This window comes from Actinoplanes sp. NPDC051388, from assembly GCF_055586225.1.
In genome coordinates this window covers 169,938-188,251 of sequence record NZ_JBVJIP010000006.1, presented here as the reverse complement: position 1 = coordinate 188,251, position 18,314 = coordinate 169,938, and the positions used below count along the sequence as shown (strand labels likewise).

The window sequence follows — 18,314 nt, the reverse complement described above, 5'->3', positions numbered from 1 at the left end:
CTTCGCCGGGCCCCACGGATTCGAGGGGGTAAGGCAGTGGCGGCGGAGGGAAAGATGCCGGGCACCGAGTTGCCGGTGGGGGAGGCGTCCCGGGCGCGAGCCCCCAAGGAGGGCCATCTCGCGGTCTCCGAAATGACTTCCGACCGGGCCGCGGCGCCGTCGCCGTTCGGGGACGATCAGACGTTCCCGCTTCCGGTCGAGGACCTGGTGTACACCCCGACACTCACGCCGTGACCCCGGCGGCGGTCGGGTTCGACCTGGACATGACCCTGATCGACTCCCGGCCCGGCATCGCGGCGGCGTTTCGCGCGCTCACCGCGCAGACCGGTGTGTTCGTCGATGCGGAGCTCGCGATCAGCCGGCTGGGCCCGCCGTTGCGCACCGAGCTGCGGGAGTGGTTTCCGGCGGACGAGGTCGAGCAGGCGGTCACGGCGTACCGGGCGCTTTATCCGGATTTTGCGATCGCACCTGCCGTGCCCACCCCCGGAGCGGTCGAGGCCCTGGCCGAGATCCGCAAGCTCGGCCTGCGCGTGGTCGTCGTCACCTCGAAGCTCGGCCGGCTCGCCGAGCTGCACCTGGAACACCTCGGGATGACCGTCGACGAGCTGGCCGGCGACCTGTTCGCCGAGGGCAAGGCGGCCGCCCTGACCGAGCACGGCGTGCGGTGGTATGTCGGCGATCACGTCGGTGACATGGTCGCCGCACGGACCGCCGGAGTGCCCGGCATCGGCGTCACCACCGGGCCCTGCGACGCCGACGAGCTGTGGGCGGCCGGCGCCACCCACGTGCTCCCGGATCTTCACCCGCTTCCCGCTCTGCTCCGCCGGATAACGGTTGGGAGTGGACCCGGCACCTTGGATAGCCTGGAGGCCTAGTTCCAGCTATCGAGTTGAGGTCAGCGGTGCCCACGGGTCGAGTGAAGTGGTACGACGCGGCGAAGGGATTCGGATTCGTCACGAGTGACGAGGGCGGAGACGTGTTCCTGCCGAAAGGCGCGTTGCCGTCCGGCGTGGCCGAGTTGAAGACCGGCCAGCGCGTGGAGTTCGGCGTGGTGGACAGCCGCAAGGGTGCCCAGGCGCTGGGGCTGAAAGTGCTCGATGCGCCGCCGTCGATGGCCGAGCTGCGGCGCCGGCCGGCCGACGAGCTGCACGGCATGGTCGAGGACATGATCAAGGTGATCGAGGCGAAGGTGCAGCCTGACCTGCGCCGCGGCCGCTACCCCGATAAGAAGACGGCACAAAAGGTGGCTCAGCTCGTGCACGCGGTCGCCCGCGAGCTGGAGGTCTAGCCGAGACAGGTCTAGGTCAGCTTGGCCATCGCCGGTGTGAGACCCGCCGCCGCCGCGCGCCCGAGCAGGGCGTCGGCGGCGGCGAGTCCGTCCCGGCCCAGGTCGAGAGTGAACTCGTTCACATAGAGATCGATGTGCTGCCGGACCACGTCGTCTTCCATCTCCTGCGCGTTGGCCAGCACGAACTCGCGACTCGCCGCCGGGTTGGCCCAGGCCATGCTCACCGAGCGGCGCACCCACTCGGCCGCCTCGACCGGATCGACGGCGCCGCGCCGGGCGAGGATCGCGCCCAGCGGGATCGGCAGGCCGGTGTCCCGCTCCCACCACTCGCCGAGGTCGACCAGGGCGGTCAGGCCGAAGCGCGGATAGGTGAACCGCGCCTCGTGGATGACCAGCCCGGCGTCGAAGGTGCCGTCCGCGACGCCCGGCATGATCCGGTCGAACGGGACCACCTCGATGCTCTTCGGCTGCTGGTCGTGCGCCCACAGCCGGAACAGCAGATAGGCCGTGGTGCGGTCGCCCGGCACCGCGATGGTCTTGCCGTTCAGGTCGGACTTGTCGCCCTTGGTGAGCACCAGCGGCCCGCAGCCCCGGCCCAGCGCGCCGCCACAGGGCAGCAACTCGTAGTCGTCCATCAGCCAGGGCAGCGCCGCATAACTGACCTTGACGAGATCGAACTCGCCCTTTTCGGCGGCCGTGTTGGTCACATCGACATCGGCGAAGGTCAGATCGACCGCCGGCGCTCCGGGAACGAGCCCGTGGACCAGCGCATGGAAGACGAAGGTGTCGTTGGGACAGGGCGAGACTGCCAGAGAAAGTGCCACGCCCTCACGCTAGGCCGATTTCACGCGCCAGCTCTGTAGCACTTGCCACACGTGGCTTTTCACACTGCCGACAGCAAGGCCGGCCACGCCGACACGTGGACGTGCACGAAGTGGCGGCTGCCTGGCCGACCGCGTGCCCGGCGCGGTCAGGGTCGTGCGGCGGTCAGGGTTGTGCGGCGGTCAGGATCGTGCGGCGGTCAGGGTCGTGCGGCAGGGCGCGGGATCAGACGCTGAACGCGGCGGCTGCGACGGTCAGCCCGGCCAAGGCGCCCTCGAGGCGCCATGATGCGCGGTCTCTCGGGCCGATCGGGTTGGAGATCGTGCGCAGTTCCAGGAAGGGCAGGCCGGCCGCGGCGGCCGCGGTGGCCACGCCGTGACCCTCCATGGCTTCGGCGACGGCCCTGGGGTGGGCCTCAGCCAGGCGCGCGGCGGTCTCGGCGGTGCCGGTGACGGTGGCGAGGGTGAGGATGTCGCCCTCGATGGCGTGAGGGAGGACCGCCATGAAGGATTTGCGGAGGGTGGGGTCGGAGGATTCCTGGCCGGTGCCGAAGCCGAGGTGATCGATGGGGAGGAAGCCGTCGGGGGACTCGGCGCCGAGGTCGGCGGCGATGCTGCGGAGGCCGATCACGGTGTCGGCCAGGCCGGCCCGTCCGGGGAAGCCGCCGGCGATGCCGGCGCTGATCACCGCGGTATAGGGGCGGCCGGCGGCTTCGGCGAGGGCGATCAGGCGGGCGGTGCCGGCGGCCGCGGCAGCGGGACCGGCGCCGACCGCGAACACCTCGACGCCGACGCCGTTGGCGTTGGTGGGGGTCGCCTGCGGTCCGTCCGTGGCGGGGGTCGCGCGGGGGGCGTCGTTGGCGGCTGCGGGGGGCAGGCCGGCTCGGATGGCTTCGGCTTCGGCGGGGACGGCGGTGACTATCAGGAGGGTCATCGCTGGTCGCGGGGATCGGCGTTGCCGTCGCTGTCGGCGGAGGACGGGCGGTAGACGTGGAAGCCGGGCGGTGCGGGGTTGGGGCGGGCCGGCTGCGGGGGCGACGGGGGCTGCTGGCCGCTGCGGGGCTGGGGGCCGGCGGACTGTGGTGTGTAGCGCTGCGGGCGCGGAGATTCGCCGGGCGTTGAGGGTGGCTGGGCGTCGTGGCCCGTGGTGGGGGCGGTGGGTTGGGTGGCGCCGGGTGGCTGGGCGCCGAGGCCGGAGGGGGGAGCGGGCGGGCTGGGGGCCGGCTTTTGCTTGCGGTGCCACGGGCGGCGTCGTTTGGGCGGGGCCGGTGGTTCGGCCAGGGTGGGGTTCAACTCCGTGTGGCGCTGGTCCACTGTGGTCTGGTCGGTGCCGCGGGGGCGGGTCTGCTGCATGGTGGTGCGGTCGCCGCTGGTGGATCGGCCGCGGGGGGCCGGGGGTGCGCCGCCGGTGATCGGTGCCACTGTCGGTGCGTCCGGCCACGGGTCGGTCGGCTCGGTGGGGTCGGAGGGTCGGCCTGGCTTGTCGGGGTGGGCGGCGGCGGACGCGGTGGATGCGGCGGACGCTGTGGATGCTGCGGGGGTGTTGTCGTCCGGGGCGTTGTCGGGGCGGCCGTGCAGGCGTTCGTTGTGCAGGCGGGCGGCCACGATTGCGGCTCGGACGGCTGCGGCGACCGTGATCGCGGCGGCCAGGGCCACGCCGAAGCGGCCGCTCAGCGGGATGATGCCGATCGCGCCGCCGACCACCCAGGCGATCATCAGGACCGTCTCGGAGTGGGCGAACGCGCTGGCTCGCATGCGCTCCGGCACGCGCTCCTGGATGCTCGCGTCGATGGCCAGCTTGGAGATGCCGCTGAAGATCGCGGCCACCAGCGCCAGCAGGGCGACCATCGCCAGGTTGAAGAAGATGGTGGCGAGCACCGCCACGCCCGCGGTGATGGTCAGGCCGCTGGACTGCAGCGCGGTCGGACGGCGGATGCGCAGCCGGGTGCCGATCGCGGTGGACAGGAACGTGCCGACCACCAGCGAGCCGCCGACCAGCGCCACCGCGGACTGGCTGCCCACGTCACGGCCGAGGATGGTGGTCTCGAGCTCGCCCGCCTTGATCGCGAAGGCGAAGTAGAGCAGCAGGAACCCATAGAGCAGGCGCAGGCAGGCGCTGCCGATCAGGGTGTTGACGACGAGCTTGCCGGAGAGCGGGCGGTCGGTGCCGCGGCGCAGGCGGAGCATCGTGCGGAACGGGCGCGGCACCTCCTCCGGCGGATCCGAGTCGGCGCGCGGGGGCAGCCGCAACGCGACCACCATGCCGACCACGAAGATCACCGAGGCCACCCGCAGCGACCACTGCGGGCCGACCCAGAACGCGGCCAGGCCGATCGGGGCCACGAGCGCGCCGGCGAACGTTCCGTAAACGCTTGCTCTGGCGCCGACCTGCGACAAGCCGACGCCTTCGGGCAGCAGCCTGGGCACCGCGGCGGATCTGGCGACGCCGTAGGCGCGGGACAGGGCCAGGACGCCGAAGGCGGCCGGGTAGAGCCCGAAGCCGAGCAGGTTGTCGGAGATCACATAGGCCAGGAAGGCCCGGCCCAGCATCGTGGTGGCCAGCGCGTAACGGCGGCCGTGCCGGAAGTGGTCGAGCAGCGGGCCGACCACCGGCGCGAGCAACGCGAACGGGACCATCGTGACGAGCAGGTAGATCGCGACCTTGCTGCGCGCCTCGCCGAGCGGCACGTTGAAGAAGATGGTGCCGGCCAGCCCGATCGCGATCAGGGTGTCGCCGGCGCAGGAGAGCGCGTGCAGGTCGAAGAGCCGGACCATGCCGACCTCGTTGGCCGCGCCCTTGGCCCGCGCGTCACCGACTCGGCGGGTGGCCCACGCCCCGCCGCGCATGCCACCGCGCACCAGCATGCGCATCGCGCGCACACCGGTCCCGACGGTCCGTCCGAGGGTGGGAAGCAGCGGCATGGAACCCATCCTGACTGATTCAGGCGAGCGCGTCCCCTTCCCGCGCGCGCCGATCTGGGGGAGTCGGTGTGACCGACCCGCCCCGATAGGGGACAATGGGCTCGTGACCACCAGGACCACCGCTCGTGCCGCCAAACTCGACCAGGTCTGCGCAGACGCCGTCGGGGTGGCTCGCGGCGCCATCACCGAGGTCGATCCGGCCGATATCGGCGATCACCTGGAAGCGATCTCCGAGGGTGATCGGGTGGTGACCCACTTCTTCGAGAGTCACCTGGCCGGTTATCGGGGCTGGCGCTGGGCGGTGACCGTGACCCGGGTGCCGCGCAGCCGGCACGTGACGGTCTGCGAGACCGTCCTGCTGCCCGGCCCCGACGCGCTGCTCGCCCCGGGCTGGCTGCCGTGGAACGAGCGCCTGCAGCCCGGTGACCTGGGCATCGGCGACCTCATGCCGACCGCTCCGGACGACGACCGGCTGGCTCAGGGATACGTGCTGAGTGACGACCCCGCGGTCGAGGACGTGTCCTGGGAGCTCGGCCTGGGCCGGCCCCGGGTGATGTCGCGCGAGGGCCGCATCGAGACGGCGCAGCGCTGGTATGACGGCGAGTCCGGTCCCGAGGCCGCCATCTCGACCGCCGCGCCGCGCAACGCCCGCTGCGGCACCTGCGGGTTCTACCTGCCGCTGGCCGGGGCGATGCGGCCGATGTTCGGGGTGTGCGGCAACCTGTTCGCCCCCGACGACGCTCGCGCGGTCAGCGCCGACCACGGCTGCGGCGCGCACTCCGAGACGCTGGTGGGCACGGTCGAGCCACCGGTCGAAGAGCTGCCGACGGTTTACGACGACTCCGAGGTCGAGGCGGTCGCGGTGAGCCGTCCGCACGGTTCGGTCGAGTCCGGCGAGCCCGCCGAGGACTACGGCCACTCCTGAGCTAGGAGTGCACCTCGAAGCTGGGGTGTGACAGGGCCCGGCGGCGGCGCCGATGCGCGTCGTGCCGGATCATCGTGATCAGCCCGGGGATGCCCCAGACCAGGCCGGCCAGGCAGGTCCAGATCCACATCGCGGGCGCGCCGGCCAGCCAGCAGATGAGCGCGGCGATCGCGAAACCACCGATGCCGGCCAGCGCGAACGGGATCATCGGCGGGTCCAGCGGCTCGGGTCGCGGCTTCGTCCCGGTCACCGCGTCCAGCCCGTGCAGGTGTTCGGCCACGCGATCATGCTACGCCCGGACCTGTTCGTAACATCGAGGATCTTTTCCCGACATCGGGCGTCTGACACGATGCGCGCAACGAGCCACGTGAAAGCCCTGGGGGACGCGCACATGTCCACTACTTCCGCTGACCCGGACGTCGCAGCGCCGCGTACGCCCAAGAACGGTTTTGATCGGTATTTCGAGATCTCCGCACGGGGGTCGAACGTCGGGCGGGAGGTCCGCGGCGGGTTCGCGACCTTCTTCACGATGGCCTACATCGTCGTGCTGAACCCGCTCATTCTGGGCGCCGGCGTGGACGCGGTGGGCGCCTCGCTGCCGATCGCCGCGCTGGCCGCGGGCACGGCGTTCGTGGCCGGCCTGATGACCATCCTGATGGGCGTGGTGGCCCGGTTCCCGCTGGCGCTGGCCGCCGGCCTGGGCGTGAACGCACTGGTCGCCTTTGAGATCGCGCCCGAGATGACCTGGGCCGACGCGATGGGCCTGGTGGTCATCGAGGGCGTGCTGATCGCGATCCTGGTGCTCACCGGGCTGCGCACGGCCGTGTTCAAGGCCGTGCCGACCCAGATGAAGACCGCGATCGGCGTCGGCATCGGCCTCTTCCTGATGATCATCGGGCTGGTGGACGCCGGTTTCGTGCGGCGCATCCCGGACGTCGCGGGCACCACGGTGCCGGTCGAGATGGGCATCGGCGGCAAGCTGGTGACCTGGCCGCTGTTCGTGTTCGTGGTCGGCCTGCTGATCACCATCGTGTTGTTCGTGCGCCGGATCCGCGGCGCGATCCTGATCGGCATCCTGGCCACCACGGTGCTGGCGATCATCGTGGAGGCGATCGCCAAGGTCGGGCCGTCGTTCGTGGACGGCAAGCCGAACCCCAGTGGCTGGTCGCTGAACGTGCCCGCACTGCCGGACAAGATCGTGGATCTGCCGGACCTGTCGCTGATCGGCAAGTTCAACGTGTTCGACTCGTGGGGCCGGGCCGGCGTGCTGGTCGTGATCATGTTCGTCTTCACGCTGCTGATCACCGACTTCTTCGACACCATGGGCACGATGGTCGCGGTCGGTCAGGAGGGTGGCCTGCTGGACTCCGAGGGCATGCCGCCGCGCACCCGGGAGATCCTGCTCGTCGACTCGGTCGCCGCGGCCGCGGGTGGTGTGGCGAGCACGTCCAGCAACACGTCGTACATCGAAAGCGCGTCCGGTGTCGCCGAGGGCGCCCGCACCGGCGTCGCGAGCCTGGTCACCGGCGGGCTCTTCCTGGTCGCCATGTTCCTCGCGCCGCTGGTCACGGTGGTGCCGTTCGAGGCCGCGTCGACCGCGCTGGTGCTGGTCGGCTTCCTGATGATGCAGGCGGTCCGGCAGATCGACTGGACCGACTACGAGATCGCGATCCCGGCATTCCTGACCATCACGCTGATGCCGTTCACCTACTCGATCTCCAACGGGATCGGGGCGGGGATCATCTCGTACGTGGTGATCAAACTGGCCGTCGGCAAGGCCCGCGACGTGCACCCGCTGCTCTACGGGGTGGCCGTCATCTTCATCCTGTACTTCCTGCGCGGGCCCCTGGAAAGCTTGGTGCTCTAGGTCATACGGCCTCGAGATGTCGTTAGCCAAGCTCATTAGCTAGGCTAAGGAACGTGATGGAGCGGTCGGTGGCGACACAACGCGCAACAGCTGAGGAGCTGTCCCAGACGCTGCGCGATGCGATCTCCCGGCTCAACCGCCGGTTCCGCAAAGAGCGCCCGGTCGGCGATCTCACGTTCAGTCAGCTGTCCGCGCTGACCAGCCTCCAGCTGGCCGGCGCGCTGACTCCTCGTGAGCTCGCCGACGTCGAGCGGGTGCAGCCGCCCACGATGACCAAGATCGTGGGCAAGCTCGAGGATCGTGGGTTGGTCGCGCGCACCCCGCATCCCACCGACGGGCGTCAGGTGATCCTGGCCGCCACCGAGGAGGGGCGGGCGATCTACGCGCAGTTCGAACGGGCACGCAACGAGTGGCTCGCGCTGCAACTGGCCGAGCTCAGCCCGGACGAACGTGACACGCTCGCGCGTGCTGCCGAGATCATGCAGCAGGTCGCGCGGGCCTGAGCCGGGTTCTCTTCGCCGGTCGCTTCGTCACATGTTGATGACGCGTACCACTCTGAGGAGGCGCAACCCGAGTGCGGGCAGTGCTGAGCACGACATTCCGGTCCCTGCAGGTTCGCAACTACCGGCTCTTCTCCATCGGGCAGCTCGTCAAGCTGGTCGGGGTCTGGGTCATGTTCACGGCCCAGGACTGGCTGGTGCTCGATCTTTCGGGCAACTCGCCGGCCGCGCTGGGCATCGTGACCGCGCTGCAGTTCGTACCGGTGCTGTTGCTCACCCTGTTCGCCGGCAAGCTCGCCGACCGCTATGACAAGCGCAAGCTGCTGGTGGTGGCGAACGCCGCCTTCGCGGTCACCGCGGTGGTCTTCGCCGTGCTGGTCGCGTCCGGCATCGTGCAGCTGTGGCACGTGTTCCTGTTCGCCGCCCTGCTCGGCATCGCCAACTCGATCGAGACCCCGGTGCGGCAGTCGTTCGTCTCCGAGCTGGTCGAAAATCGGCTGCTGCCGAACGCGCTGGCGCTCTCCGCGGCCACCTTCAACGTGGCCCGGATCGGCGGGCCCGCGCTGGCCGGCGTGTCCATCGCGCTGCTCGGCACCGGCCCGGTGTTCCTGGTCGCCACGGTGCTCGCGATCGCGCCGGTGTTCAGCTACACGGCGATGCGCACGGCCGATCTGCACCGCTCGCTCAAGCCGGTGAGCAGCGACGACTCCAAGATCTCCGACGGCCTGCGCTACGTCTGGCGGCGCCAGGACCTGCTGCTGCCGATCACCCTGATGTTCGTGGTCGGGATGATCGGCTTCAACTTCCCGGTCACGCTCGCCGCGCTCGCCAAGATTGACTTCCACGCCGGGGCGTCGACCTTCGGTCTGCTGACCACGGCCTTGGCGGTGGGCGCGCTGGGTGGTGCGCTGGCCGGCAGTGGGCGACGGGCTCGACCCAGCGCGTACGTGGTGGTCGGCGCCGCCATCGCCTTCGGGGTGTTCGAGATCGCGGTCGGCTTCGCGCCGACGTTCATCGTGGCGATGATCCTGCTGGTGCCCACCGGCTTCTTCTCGATATACCTCGCGCAGGCGGCCAACCATCGGGTGCAGATGGGCGTCGACTCGTCCTATCGCGGCCGGGTGATGGCGCTCTACGTGCTGGTCTTCCTGGGCACGACGCCGATCGGCGCGACCCTGGCCGGCTGGTGGGGCGAGCACTTCGGCGTGCCGTCCAGCATCTGGGTGGCCGGGGTGGTCTCCCTGATCGCCGGCATCGCGGCGCTGACCTGGCAGCTGCACGCGACCGGCGAGCGGTTGCGCTTCCGGTTCCGCCCGCGGCCGTCCCTGACCCTGGTGGCCCCGGTGACCGTCCCGACCGCGGCCGCGGCGGCGCTCTCCCCGGAGCCGGTGCTCGAGTCCGAGGTCCGCACCGCCGCGTGACACCGAGTAATCGGCACTCACCGTAGTCGAGTTCTTGGTGTCATATCGGCCTTGACCTGCTGATCCGTTCTGTTCATCGTCCTTTATGGTGGTTCGCAGAGTGGGACGCGTAATGAGATGGCACGTGGGCTAACCCGAACGGTCGTGGTCCGTCCCGCTGCTGACCATTTAGCGTCGGTTGGTGATGACTCCGCACACCGCAGTGCTCACGGCAGCGCTCGCCGCGTTGTTGAGCCTGCCGTGCGCGGTGTTCGCGATGCGAGCCCGCGCCGACGGCCTCGAGTTGCGCAAGGCATGGCAGCGCCGGGCCCGGCTGGACCGCCCGAGGCTGACCCTGCTCGACCGTGCTCTGTTGAACCGCGCCCGCCTCCATGGCGGCCTCCTGGATCGCGAGCTCCTGGAAGGTGGCCTCTTGGCTGACGGACCTGTCGGCGATGGGGTCTGCGCCTGCGGCAGCGCAATGCAGGGCGAGCGTCTTCCGACAATCGAGCAGGTCGCGGCCGAACTGCGCCGCCTGCACCGCGAGCGGCTGGGTGGCCTGGCGTCCGCGTCGGAGCTGTGGGCGGCCGCGGTGGTGCGGGCTTATGACCGGTGGTTGCGGGTGGCCTGCCTCTACCTCTCGGTGTCGCACCATCTGCTGTGCCTGACCGACGACGTCGATCGCGAGATCGAGCGGGTCCGGGTGGAGGCCGAGCTGACCGCGGCCGGCTTCCGCTTCCGCGCCTGACGGGCTCTAGTGTTGCCGGGTGCGGCTGTTTGTGGCGGTGTATCCGCCGGAGGATGTGCGGGAAGAGCTGCGCGAGTGGATGCAGGCAGCGCTGGGCCGGGACGGCAAGACCATGCGGCTCACGCCGGTCGAGCGGTGGCACCTGACGCTGGCTTTCATCGGCGAGGTGCGGCCCGAACGACTTCCCGACGTCGAGCTGGTGGTCTCCCGCGTCGCGGTGGACGGCCCGGCGCACGACGAGATCAGGCTGCGGCTCTCCGGCGGTGGTTCCTTCGGGCGAGGCCGCTCGGTGGCGCTGTGGGCCGGCGTGGACGGCGACGTGGATGTGCTGCGCGCCCTCCACACCGAACTCCAGCAGGGGCTGGCGGCCTCCGAACTGCCCTGCGACGAGCGCCCGTTCACGCCACACCTCACGGTGACCTACGCAGGCGGTCCGGAGCTGCGCGCTGCGCTGCGCGACTTCGGGGGCCGGATCTGGACGGCCGCCGAGATGGCGCTGGTCCGGAGCCGCCACGACGAAGGCCTCGGCTACGAGACCCTCCGAACCTGGTCGCTGCTCCAGCCGCGCGGCACAGCACCACCTGAGCAGCGCTGATCGGGCCGGCGGCCTCGAGACTGCGCGGCGCGGTGACGGCGAAGCGTCGGGTGCGGTGGCGCAGTGTCAGGAGGACTCGCGGGCGGCGGGGCCGCCGCCGAAGAGCACGTCGTCCCAGCTGGGGAGGCGCTTGCGCGGCTTCTGCTCGCCGCTTGCCTCGTCGCCGGCCGCGGTGCCCTGCTGCTGGTTGCCGCCGGCCTGGCCGACCGTGCGGCGCGGGCGCAGGACCGCCAGCGACGGGACCGCGGGAACCTCCTTGGGGAGGTCCGACTCCTCGTCGAAGGCCGAACCGGCGCCGCCGCCGAGCAGTGCCGCCGCGCCACCCGCGACCGGGCGGCGGGAGGTCTCCTGCGGCGCGGGGTCGAGGCCGCGGCCGGACAGCGGACGGTCGAGCGATGCCATCAGGGCGTCTCGGCCGGCGCGGATCGGGTCGCGGTTCTGCCTGGGCGAGTCCGTCGACGGCGCGGGCAGGCCGTGGCCTCCGCGGGACAGGTCGTTGCCGGAACGACCGGGCAGACCGTGGCCGCTGCGATCGTGTGCCGGGCGCTCGGGGGCCGGCTCCTGACCCAGGATCTGGGTCGGGCGCTCGGCACAGAGGTATTGCGCCATGTCGTCGTGCGGCGAGACGACCTGGCGTGCCTTGTCGAGATCCCACACCGCCTGGGCGGTCGCCTTGCCGGACGGCCAGGTCGCGACGATGCGCCAGGTGCCGTCGTCGCGGCGGTAGGCGTCCCACGAGATCTTCTCGGCGTCGATGCCGTGCTGGGCCAGGCGGCTGTCGACCACCTCGGCCAGCGGGGCGCCGGAGTCCGAGGTCTTCAGTCGGGTGCGGCGGGCGTGCTGGGCCAGCATCGCGCGCTCCTGCAGCACCGGCCCGGCATAACGCAGGACCCGGTCGACCGGGACGCCGGCGATGCGGGCCACGTCGTCGGCCGACTCGCCGGAGCGGATCCGGGACTGGATGTCACGCGGCGACAGGATCGCCATCGACACCTCTGTGGTGGCAACGGCGACCGAGGTGCTGGTCGAGCCGCTGACACCATCGGTGTGCAGAGCCCCGTTGATGCGGTCGTCGAGGGGGAGGGCGAGGAGCCGGCCGACCTCATCGGCGAGCACCAGTGCCTGACCGTCCTCGGAGAGGGCGACGAAGCGTACCGGCCGCATGCGTTGCCTCCGTCCCGTCGCTGGCTTGGCTTGGTTGGCATCTGGCTCTGCATCCCGAGAGTCAGCCACCCGGGCGCGTTTCGGAACACGGTACGCGTCATGGTCACTCGATGGGAGTAAGCCACGCCGGGGAAGTCATTGACCAGCGGAGATGATCTTCAGCGATCAGAGTCGCTCGACCACGTGGTCGATGCACCTGGTCAAGGCCTCCACGTCGGCCGGATCCACGGTCGGATAGAGCGCGACGCGGAGCTGGTTGCGGCCGAGCTTGCGGTAGGGCTCGGTGTCCACGATGCCGTTCGCGCGGAGCACCTTGGCGATCGCCGCGGCGTCCACCGTGTCGGCGAAGTCGATCGTGGCGACCGCGTTCGACCGGAGGCCCGGGTCGGTGACGAACGGCGTCGCATAGGCCGACCGGTCGGCCCAGCCGTAGATCGCCGCCGCGCTCTCCGCGCTGCGCTTGCTCGCCCAGGCCAGACCGCCCTGTGCGTTCATCCAGTCGGTCTGCTCGGCGGCCAGGAACACCGTGGCCAGCGCCGGCGTGTTGTACGTCTGCTCCAGCCGGCTCTGCTCGATGGCCGTGACCAGGTCGAGGAACTGCGGGATGTAACGCCCGGTGGCCTTGATCTCGGCGGCCCGCTCGAGCGCGGCCGGCGACATCAGCGCGATCCACAGCCCGCCGTCCGAGCCGAACGCCTTCTGCGGCGCGAAGTAGTACACGTCCGTCTGGGTGAGGTCCACATCGAGCCCGCCGGCGCCGGAGGTGGCGTCGGTGAGCAGCAGCGCGCCCGGGTCGGCGCCGGCCACCCGCTGCACCGGCACCGCCACGCCGGTCGACGTCTCGTTGTGCACGCTGCCATAGGCGTCGACACCCGCCTCGGCGCTCAGGAAGGCGGCCTGGCCGCCCGGCGCGGAGACCACCGTGGGCGACGACAGGAACGGCGCGTCCGCGATCGCCTTGCGGAACTTGGACCCGAACTCGCCGAACTCGGCCACCTGCGCCTTGTCACGGATCAGCCCGAAGACCGCGGTCTCCCAGAACGCGCTGGTGCCGCCGTTCGAGATGATCACTTCGTAACCGGCGGGCGCGTCGAAGAACTCGGCGATGCCCCGGCGCAGCCGGGCCACCTGGTCCTTCACGGTGCGCTGGCGGTGCGACGTGCCCATGAAGGTCTTCGACACCGCGGCGAGCGCGTCGACGCCCTCGGGGCGCACCTTGCTCGGCCCGGAGCCGAACCGGCCGTCGACCGGCTTGAGCTCGTCGGGGATCTGGATCGCGTCGGTCACGGTGGGGGGTCCTTCCGGCGGGGTCAACGGTCAAGCATTATGCGGGACCTGATCCCAGCCCTCCACGTCCTGGGGCTTGCGGGTGGGCGGTCCCACATAGAGCGCGGAGGGCCGGACCAGGCGGTTCAGCCTCTTCTGCTCGAGGATGTGCGCGCTCCACCCGGCCACCCGGGCGCAGGTGAACATCGAGGTGAACATGTGCGCCGGGACCTCGGCGAAGTCGAGCACCACGGCCGACCAGAACTCCACGTTGGTGGCCAGCACCCGGTCGGGCTTGCGGGCGTGCAACTCGGCCAGCGCGGCCTTCTCCAGCGCCTCGGCCACCTCGAAGCGGGGCGCGCCCAGCTCCTTGGCCGTGCGGCGCAGCACGCGGGCGCGCGGATCCTCGGCGCGATAGACCCGGTGGCCGAAGCCCATCAGGCGCTCGCCGCGGTCGAGGACGCCCTTGACATAACCCTCCGCGTCGCCGCTGCGCTCGACGCCCTCGATCATGTGCAGCACCCGGGAGGGCGCGCCACCGTGCAGCGGGCCGGAGAGCGCGCCGATGCCGGAGGAGATGCAGGCCGCGGCGTCGGCGCCGGTGGAGGCCACCACCCGCGTAGTGAAGGTGGACGCGTTCATGCCGTGCTCGGCGGCCGAGATGAAGTACGCATCAACGGCCTTGACGTGCCGCGGGTCGGGCTCGCCGCGCCAGCGCTTCATGAACCGCTCGACAGTGGTCTGCGCCTTGTCGATGTCCTTCTGCGGGACCGCGGGCAGCCCGAGGCCGCGGGCCGACTGGGCGATGAACGACAGCGCGGTGACCGACACCCGGGCCAGGTCGGAGCGGGCCTGCTCGTCGTCGATGTCGAGCAGCTGGGAGAGACCCCAATAGGGCGCCAGCATGGCCACCGCGGACTGCACGTCGACCCGGATGTCGCCGGAGTGCACCGGCACCGGGAACGGCTCGGCCGGCGGCAGGCCCGGCCCGAAGCGGCCGTCGACCAGCAGCGCCCAGACGTTTCCGAAGGACACCTGGCCGATCAGGTCCTCGATGTCCACGCCGCGGTAACGCAGAGCGCCACCGGCCTTGTCGGGCTCGGCGATCTCGCTCTCGAAGGCGATCACGCCCTCCAGGCCAGGCTTGAAGTCGGACACGTCGCCTCCCAGATCTCGAGCCCGTGCAGACCCGTAAGTGATTCATCTTGCCCTTTGCGTAACCGGAGGGCGACCCGGCGCAGTGTGCTCTCCGCGACACCCATCCTGACGGACCTGACGGATCGTGCGCGGCGACTTAGGTTCGATAAGCAACTTATCCGCAGGAGGAGATCCAGGTGAGCGCCGAGCCGGCCGGGATGCGTCGTGACTACACCGAGCGTGGCGCCTTCCTCGAGGAGGATCTGGCCGCGGACTGGCCGGCGCAGTTCGCCGCCTGGTTCGCCGCGGCCGCCGAACATGGTCTGCCGGAGCCGAACGCGATGATCGTCTCGACCGCCGACGCCGCGGCCCGGCCGAGTGCCCGGACCGTTCTGCTCAAGGGGTACGACGAGCGCGGCTTCGTGTTCTTCACCAACTACGAGTCGCGCAAGGGCCGCGAGGCGCTCGCCAACCCCTATGCGAGCCTGGTCTTCCCGTGGTTCCCGATGCAGCGGCAGGTGCTGGTCGCCGGGCCGGTCGAGCGGGTCACCCGGTCCGAGACCGAGGCCTACTTCGCGACCCGGCCGCGCGGCTCGCAACTCGGCGCCTGGGCCAGCCCGCAGTCGAGCGTGCTGCCGGACCGGGCCGCGGTGGAGGCCGGATTCCGGGCGGCCGAGGAGCGCTTCGCCGGGCAGGACGTGCCACCCCCGCCGCACTGGGGTGGGCTGCGCGTCGTCCCGCACACCGTGGAGTTCTGGCAGGGCCGCACCAGCCGGCTGCACGACCGGCTGCGATTCCGGCGCGCGGAGGCCGGCTGGGTTGTCGAACGGCTCGCCCCTTGAGCGAAACGCAACTGAAGACGCGGGGCTGGATGATCGACGTCCGGCCGCTGCGCGTGCTCGCGTATCGCCGGATGTGGGCCGGCAACAGCGCCGCGTTCTTCGGCTTCCAGTTCACCAGCGTGGCCGTTTCGGTGGAAATGTTCGACATCACCCATTCGTCCGCGTGGGTCGGGCTGCTGGGGGTGGCCGGGCTCGTGCCCTTGCTGATCTTCGGGCTGTGGGGCGGCGCCGCCGCGGACGTGGTCGATCGGCGCATGTTGCTGCTGGTCAGCTCCGCCCTGACCTGGTTCTCGACGCTCGGTCTGCTGGCCCAGGCGCTGCTCGGGGCAGACAGCCCGGTGCTGTTGCTCGTGCTCGTCGCGGTGCAGTCGGCCGGTTTCGCGATCACCTCGCCGACCCGCAACGCGATCATCCCGCGGATCGTGCCGGCCGGCCTGGTCCCGGCGGCCAACACGCTCGGCTACACCGCGTCGACCGCCGGTGGCGTCTTCGGCCCGCTGGCCGCGGGCCTGATCTTCGCGGTCTGGTCGACCGGCGCCGGCATCACCATCGCGTACGCGGTGGATGCCCTGCTCTTCACGCTGTCTTTCTGGGCGGCCTGGAAGCTGCCGCCGATTCCCCCGATCGAGCACGTCGACGGGATGGCGAAGCCGACCGCCGGACTGCGGGGGATCGCCACCGGCCTGAGCTTCCTGGCCACCCAGCCGGTGCTGCTGCTGTCCTTCGCGGTGGACATCGTGGCGATGGTGCTGGCCATGCCGCGCGCGTTGTTCCCGGAGATCGCCGACGAGCGCTTCGGCGGCGGCTCGGCGGTCGGCTGGCTGTTCGCCGCGATCGCGATCGGCTCGATGATCGGCGGCCTCACCTCGGGCTGGATCAGCCGGGTCCAGCGGCAGGGCGTCGCGCTGGTGGTGGCGGTGGTCGGCTGGGGACTGGCGATCGGTTTCGCCGGCTTCGCCCATCAGCTCTGGCTGATGGTGCTGCTGCTCGCCGTCGGTGGCGCGGCCGACCTGGTCAGCGCGGTCTACCGGCAGTCGATCCTCCAGACCTTCGCACCCGATCAACTGCGCGGCCGGCTGCAGGGCGTGTTCACCGTGGTGGTGGCCGGCGGGCCGCGCCTGGGTGATCTCCGGGCCGGCGCCACCGCGGGGTTCGCCGGGCCGACCCTGTCCTGGGCGGGCGGCGGGTTCGCGGCCGCCGGGGTGGCGATCGCGCTCGCGCTGGCCTTCCCCGCGCTGCTGCGCTACCGGCCCCCAGCCGACGAGGAACCGGTTCGCTAATGTCCATCGCATGACAAGCGTCGTACGCGCGAAATCCGGCACCCAGTGGACCATCGAGGCGGACGGTCACCAGGCCATCCTCGCCGAGGTCGGCGGCGTGCTGCGCAGCTATAACGCGGGTGGCCGCGAGATCGTGGACGGCTTCTCCGCGGAGGAGATCTCGCCCGCCTCGGCCGGTCAGATCCTGGCGCCGTGGCCCAACCGGATCCGGGACGGCCACTACACGTTCGGGGGCACCACCCACCAGCTGGCGATCACCGAGCCGGCCAAGCACAACGCGATCCACGGGCTGACCAACTGGTCCCGCTGGCGGCTCGCGGACGAGACGGTCGACGCGGTGACGCTCGAGTTCGACCTGCCGCCGCAGGTGGGTTACCCGTGGTCGCTGACCCTGAAGACGCGCTGGTCGGTGAGCGCGGACGGGCTGCGGTGCGACCAGGAGGTGGTCAACACCAGCGAGGCGGACGCGCCGTGGGGTTACTCGGTGCACCCCTATCTGCAGCTCACCGGCGTTGCGGTGGACGACATCCTGCTGCGCGTGCCGGGCAAGACCCGGGTGCTGGCCGACTCGCGGCTGCTGCCGATCGGCGCGGTCAAGGTGGCCGGCAGCGAGTACGACTTCACCGAGCCGCGGCGGGTCGGCGACGCGGTGCTGGACACCACCTTCGGCGAGCTCGACCACGAGGCGGACGGCGGTTCGTCGGTGACCATCGCGGCGCCGGACGGCTCGGCCAAGGTCGACGTGTGGGGCGACGAGAAGTTCAAGTGGTGGCAGGTCTTCAGCGGCGACACCCTGCACGGCGAGCGGTTCCGCCGGTCGCTGGCGATCGAGCCGATGACCTGCCCGCCGGACGCGTTCCGCTCGGGCCGTGACCTGATCACGCTGGCCCCGGGCGAGACCTGGTCGGCGGCCTGGGGCGTCCGGCCCTGATGGAGTTCGACGAGGTCGTCCGTCGGCGCCGGATGGTGCGGACCTATGACGCCGAGCGACCGATCCCGCCGGACATCCGGGACAAATTGCTCAAGCATGCGTTGCGGGCGCCGTCAGCTGGTTTCTCGCAGGGCTGGGGTTTCCTCGTGCTCGAAGAGCCGCGGGACCGGGCCCGCTATTGGGAAGCGACGGCTGTCGAGGAGCCCAACGACTGGATCGAGCGGATGCGCAAGGCGCCGCTGATCATCGTGCCGATGTCGAACAAATCGGTCTATCTCGACCGGTACGCCCAGCCGGACAAGGGCTGGACCGACCGTGACGAGGCGCACTGGCCGGTGCCCTATTGGCACATCGACACCGGGTTCGCCGCGCTGCTCATCCACCTCACCGCGGTGGACCAGGGGCTGGCCTCGTGTTTCATCGGTCTGCCCCCGGAAACCGTCCCGGCTTTCCGCGCGGCGTTCGGTGTTCCGGAGGAGTTCACCCCGATCGGGGCGCTCACCGTGGGCTACCGTGCTCCCGACAAGAGGTCACCGTCACTGCGCCGGGGGCATCGTCCGGTCGACGATGTGGTGCATCATGGCCGGTGGACTGGGTAAGGCCGGAAAGGCAGGGTCGGAGGGGAGCG

At 70.9% G+C, this 18,314-nt stretch carries 20 protein-coding genes; 13 read left to right on the top strand and 7 right to left on the bottom strand.

The features are described from left to right. Nucleotides 1–54 precede the first annotated feature (54 nt). Genes ACZ6TI_RS17420 through ACZ6TI_RS17410 form a run of 3 tightly spaced genes read left to right on the top strand, consistent with a single transcriptional unit; the run spans nucleotide 55 to nucleotide 1,288 of the window. Nucleotides 55–234 (top strand): hypothetical protein, encoded by a 180-nt coding sequence (locus ACZ6TI_RS17420; protein WP_465346075.1) that lies wholly within the window; start codon nucleotides 55–57, stop codon nucleotides 232–234. Next, the gene (locus ACZ6TI_RS17415) at nucleotides 231–875 is read left to right on the top strand and encodes an HAD family hydrolase (RefSeq protein WP_465346074.1); all 645 of its coding nucleotides are present in this window, start codon (nucleotides 231–233) and stop codon (nucleotides 873–875) included. The genes ACZ6TI_RS17420 and ACZ6TI_RS17415 overlap by 4 nt, the downstream gene beginning before the upstream one ends. Before the next feature lie 26 nt (nucleotides 876–901). After that, nucleotides 902–1,288, top strand: coding sequence for a cold-shock protein (locus tag ACZ6TI_RS17410; RefSeq protein WP_465346073.1), 387 nt, complete (start codon nucleotides 902–904; stop codon nucleotides 1,286–1,288). A gap of 11 nt (nucleotides 1,289–1,299) precedes the next feature. Here ACZ6TI_RS17410 and ACZ6TI_RS17405 read toward each other — a convergent pair whose 3' ends face one another. The 3 genes from ACZ6TI_RS17405 to ACZ6TI_RS17395 all read right to left on the bottom strand — a co-directional run bounded on the left by ACZ6TI_RS17405 (nucleotide 1,300) and on the right by ACZ6TI_RS17395 (nucleotide 5,040). Then, a complete protein-coding gene (locus ACZ6TI_RS17405; RefSeq protein ID WP_465346072.1) occupies nucleotides 1,300–2,112 on the bottom strand; it encodes a 1,4-dihydroxy-6-naphthoate synthase in 813 nt (270 codons plus the stop codon). Between the two features lie 223 nt (nucleotides 2,113–2,335). Beyond that, on the bottom strand, nucleotides 2,336–3,043 hold the full coding sequence (locus ACZ6TI_RS17400) for a futalosine hydrolase (RefSeq protein WP_465346071.1): 708 nt from the start codon (nucleotides 3,041–3,043) through the stop codon (nucleotides 2,336–2,338). After that, the gene (locus ACZ6TI_RS17395; protein WP_465346070.1) at nucleotides 3,040–5,040 is read right to left on the bottom strand and encodes an MFS transporter; all 2,001 of its coding nucleotides are present in this window, start codon (nucleotides 5,038–5,040) and stop codon (nucleotides 3,040–3,042) included. The genes ACZ6TI_RS17400 and ACZ6TI_RS17395 overlap by 4 nt, the downstream gene beginning before the upstream one ends. A gap of 76 nt (nucleotides 5,041–5,116) precedes the next feature. Here ACZ6TI_RS17395 and ACZ6TI_RS17390 point away from each other — a divergent pair, with 76 nt between their 5' ends. Then, complete coding sequence (locus ACZ6TI_RS17390; protein WP_465346324.1) at nucleotides 5,117–5,956, top strand: DUF3027 domain-containing protein; 840 nt, start codon at nucleotides 5,117–5,119, stop codon at nucleotides 5,954–5,956. Nucleotide 5,957: 1 nt separating this feature from the next. Here ACZ6TI_RS17390 and ACZ6TI_RS17385 read toward each other — a convergent pair whose 3' ends face one another. Beyond that, nucleotides 5,958–6,164 (bottom strand): DUF2530 domain-containing protein, encoded by a 207-nt coding sequence (locus tag ACZ6TI_RS17385; protein WP_465346323.1) that lies wholly within the window; start codon nucleotides 6,162–6,164, stop codon nucleotides 5,958–5,960. A gap of 183 nt (nucleotides 6,165–6,347) precedes the next feature. On the opposite strand from ACZ6TI_RS17385, the gene ACZ6TI_RS17380 reads away from it, so the two are divergent. From ACZ6TI_RS17380 to thpR, 5 genes are all read left to right on the top strand, one after another. Continuing rightward, on the top strand, nucleotides 6,348–7,823 hold the full coding sequence (locus tag ACZ6TI_RS17380; protein ID WP_465346069.1) for an NCS2 family permease: 1,476 nt from the start codon (nucleotides 6,348–6,350) through the stop codon (nucleotides 7,821–7,823). Nucleotides 7,824–7,879: 56 nt separating this feature from the next. Next, complete coding sequence (locus ACZ6TI_RS17375) at nucleotides 7,880–8,326, top strand: MarR family winged helix-turn-helix transcriptional regulator (protein WP_465346322.1); 447 nt, start codon at nucleotides 7,880–7,882, stop codon at nucleotides 8,324–8,326. Nucleotides 8,327–8,397: 71 nt separating this feature from the next. Further along, complete coding sequence (locus ACZ6TI_RS17370) at nucleotides 8,398–9,744, top strand: MFS transporter (RefSeq protein ID WP_465346068.1); 1,347 nt, start codon at nucleotides 8,398–8,400, stop codon at nucleotides 9,742–9,744. A 184-nt stretch (nucleotides 9,745–9,928) separates the two neighbouring features. Continuing rightward, complete coding sequence (locus tag ACZ6TI_RS17365; protein ID WP_465346321.1) at nucleotides 9,929–10,471, top strand: hypothetical protein; 543 nt, start codon at nucleotides 9,929–9,931, stop codon at nucleotides 10,469–10,471. Between the two features lie 19 nt (nucleotides 10,472–10,490). Further along, the gene (thpR, locus tag ACZ6TI_RS17360; protein ID WP_465346067.1) at nucleotides 10,491–11,066 is read left to right on the top strand and encodes an RNA 2',3'-cyclic phosphodiesterase; all 576 of its coding nucleotides are present in this window, start codon (nucleotides 10,491–10,493) and stop codon (nucleotides 11,064–11,066) included. Nucleotides 11,067–11,132: 66 nt separating this feature from the next. On the opposite strand, the gene sepH is transcribed toward thpR, so the two are convergent. The 3 genes from sepH to ACZ6TI_RS17345 all read right to left on the bottom strand — a co-directional run bounded on the left by sepH (nucleotide 11,133) and on the right by ACZ6TI_RS17345 (nucleotide 14,654). After that, nucleotides 11,133–12,230 (bottom strand): septation protein SepH, encoded by a 1,098-nt coding sequence (gene sepH, locus ACZ6TI_RS17355; RefSeq protein ID WP_465346066.1) that lies wholly within the window; start codon nucleotides 12,228–12,230, stop codon nucleotides 11,133–11,135. A gap of 165 nt (nucleotides 12,231–12,395) precedes the next feature. Further along, a complete protein-coding gene (serC, locus tag ACZ6TI_RS17350; protein ID WP_465346065.1) occupies nucleotides 12,396–13,517 on the bottom strand; it encodes a phosphoserine transaminase in 1,122 nt (373 codons plus the stop codon). Nucleotides 13,518–13,547: 30 nt separating this feature from the next. Continuing rightward, a complete protein-coding gene (locus tag ACZ6TI_RS17345) occupies nucleotides 13,548–14,654 on the bottom strand; it encodes a citrate synthase 2 (protein WP_465346064.1) in 1,107 nt (368 codons plus the stop codon). A gap of 197 nt (nucleotides 14,655–14,851) precedes the next feature. On the opposite strand from ACZ6TI_RS17345, the gene pdxH reads away from it, so the two are divergent. The 4 genes from pdxH to ACZ6TI_RS17325 are packed head-to-tail and all read left to right on the top strand — an operon-like array spanning nucleotide 14,852 to nucleotide 18,285. Then, nucleotides 14,852–15,475: a pyridoxamine 5'-phosphate oxidase gene (pdxH, locus tag ACZ6TI_RS17340; protein WP_465346320.1), complete on the top strand. Its 624-nt coding sequence runs from the start codon at nucleotides 14,852–14,854 to the stop codon at nucleotides 15,473–15,475. 29 nt (nucleotides 15,476–15,504) lie between these two features. Further along, nucleotides 15,505–16,755, top strand: coding sequence for an MFS transporter (locus ACZ6TI_RS17335; RefSeq protein WP_465346319.1), 1,251 nt, complete (start codon nucleotides 15,505–15,507; stop codon nucleotides 16,753–16,755). A gap of 10 nt (nucleotides 16,756–16,765) precedes the next feature. After that, entirely contained in the window at nucleotides 16,766–17,686 is a 921-nt protein-coding gene (locus tag ACZ6TI_RS17330) for an aldose 1-epimerase family protein (RefSeq protein ID WP_465346063.1), read from the top strand. Beyond that, a complete protein-coding gene (locus tag ACZ6TI_RS17325) occupies nucleotides 17,686–18,285 on the top strand; it encodes a nitroreductase family protein (RefSeq protein WP_465346062.1) in 600 nt (199 codons plus the stop codon). Before ACZ6TI_RS17330 ends, ACZ6TI_RS17325 begins: the two co-directional genes overlap by 1 nt. Nucleotides 18,286–18,314: the final 29 nt, after the last annotated feature.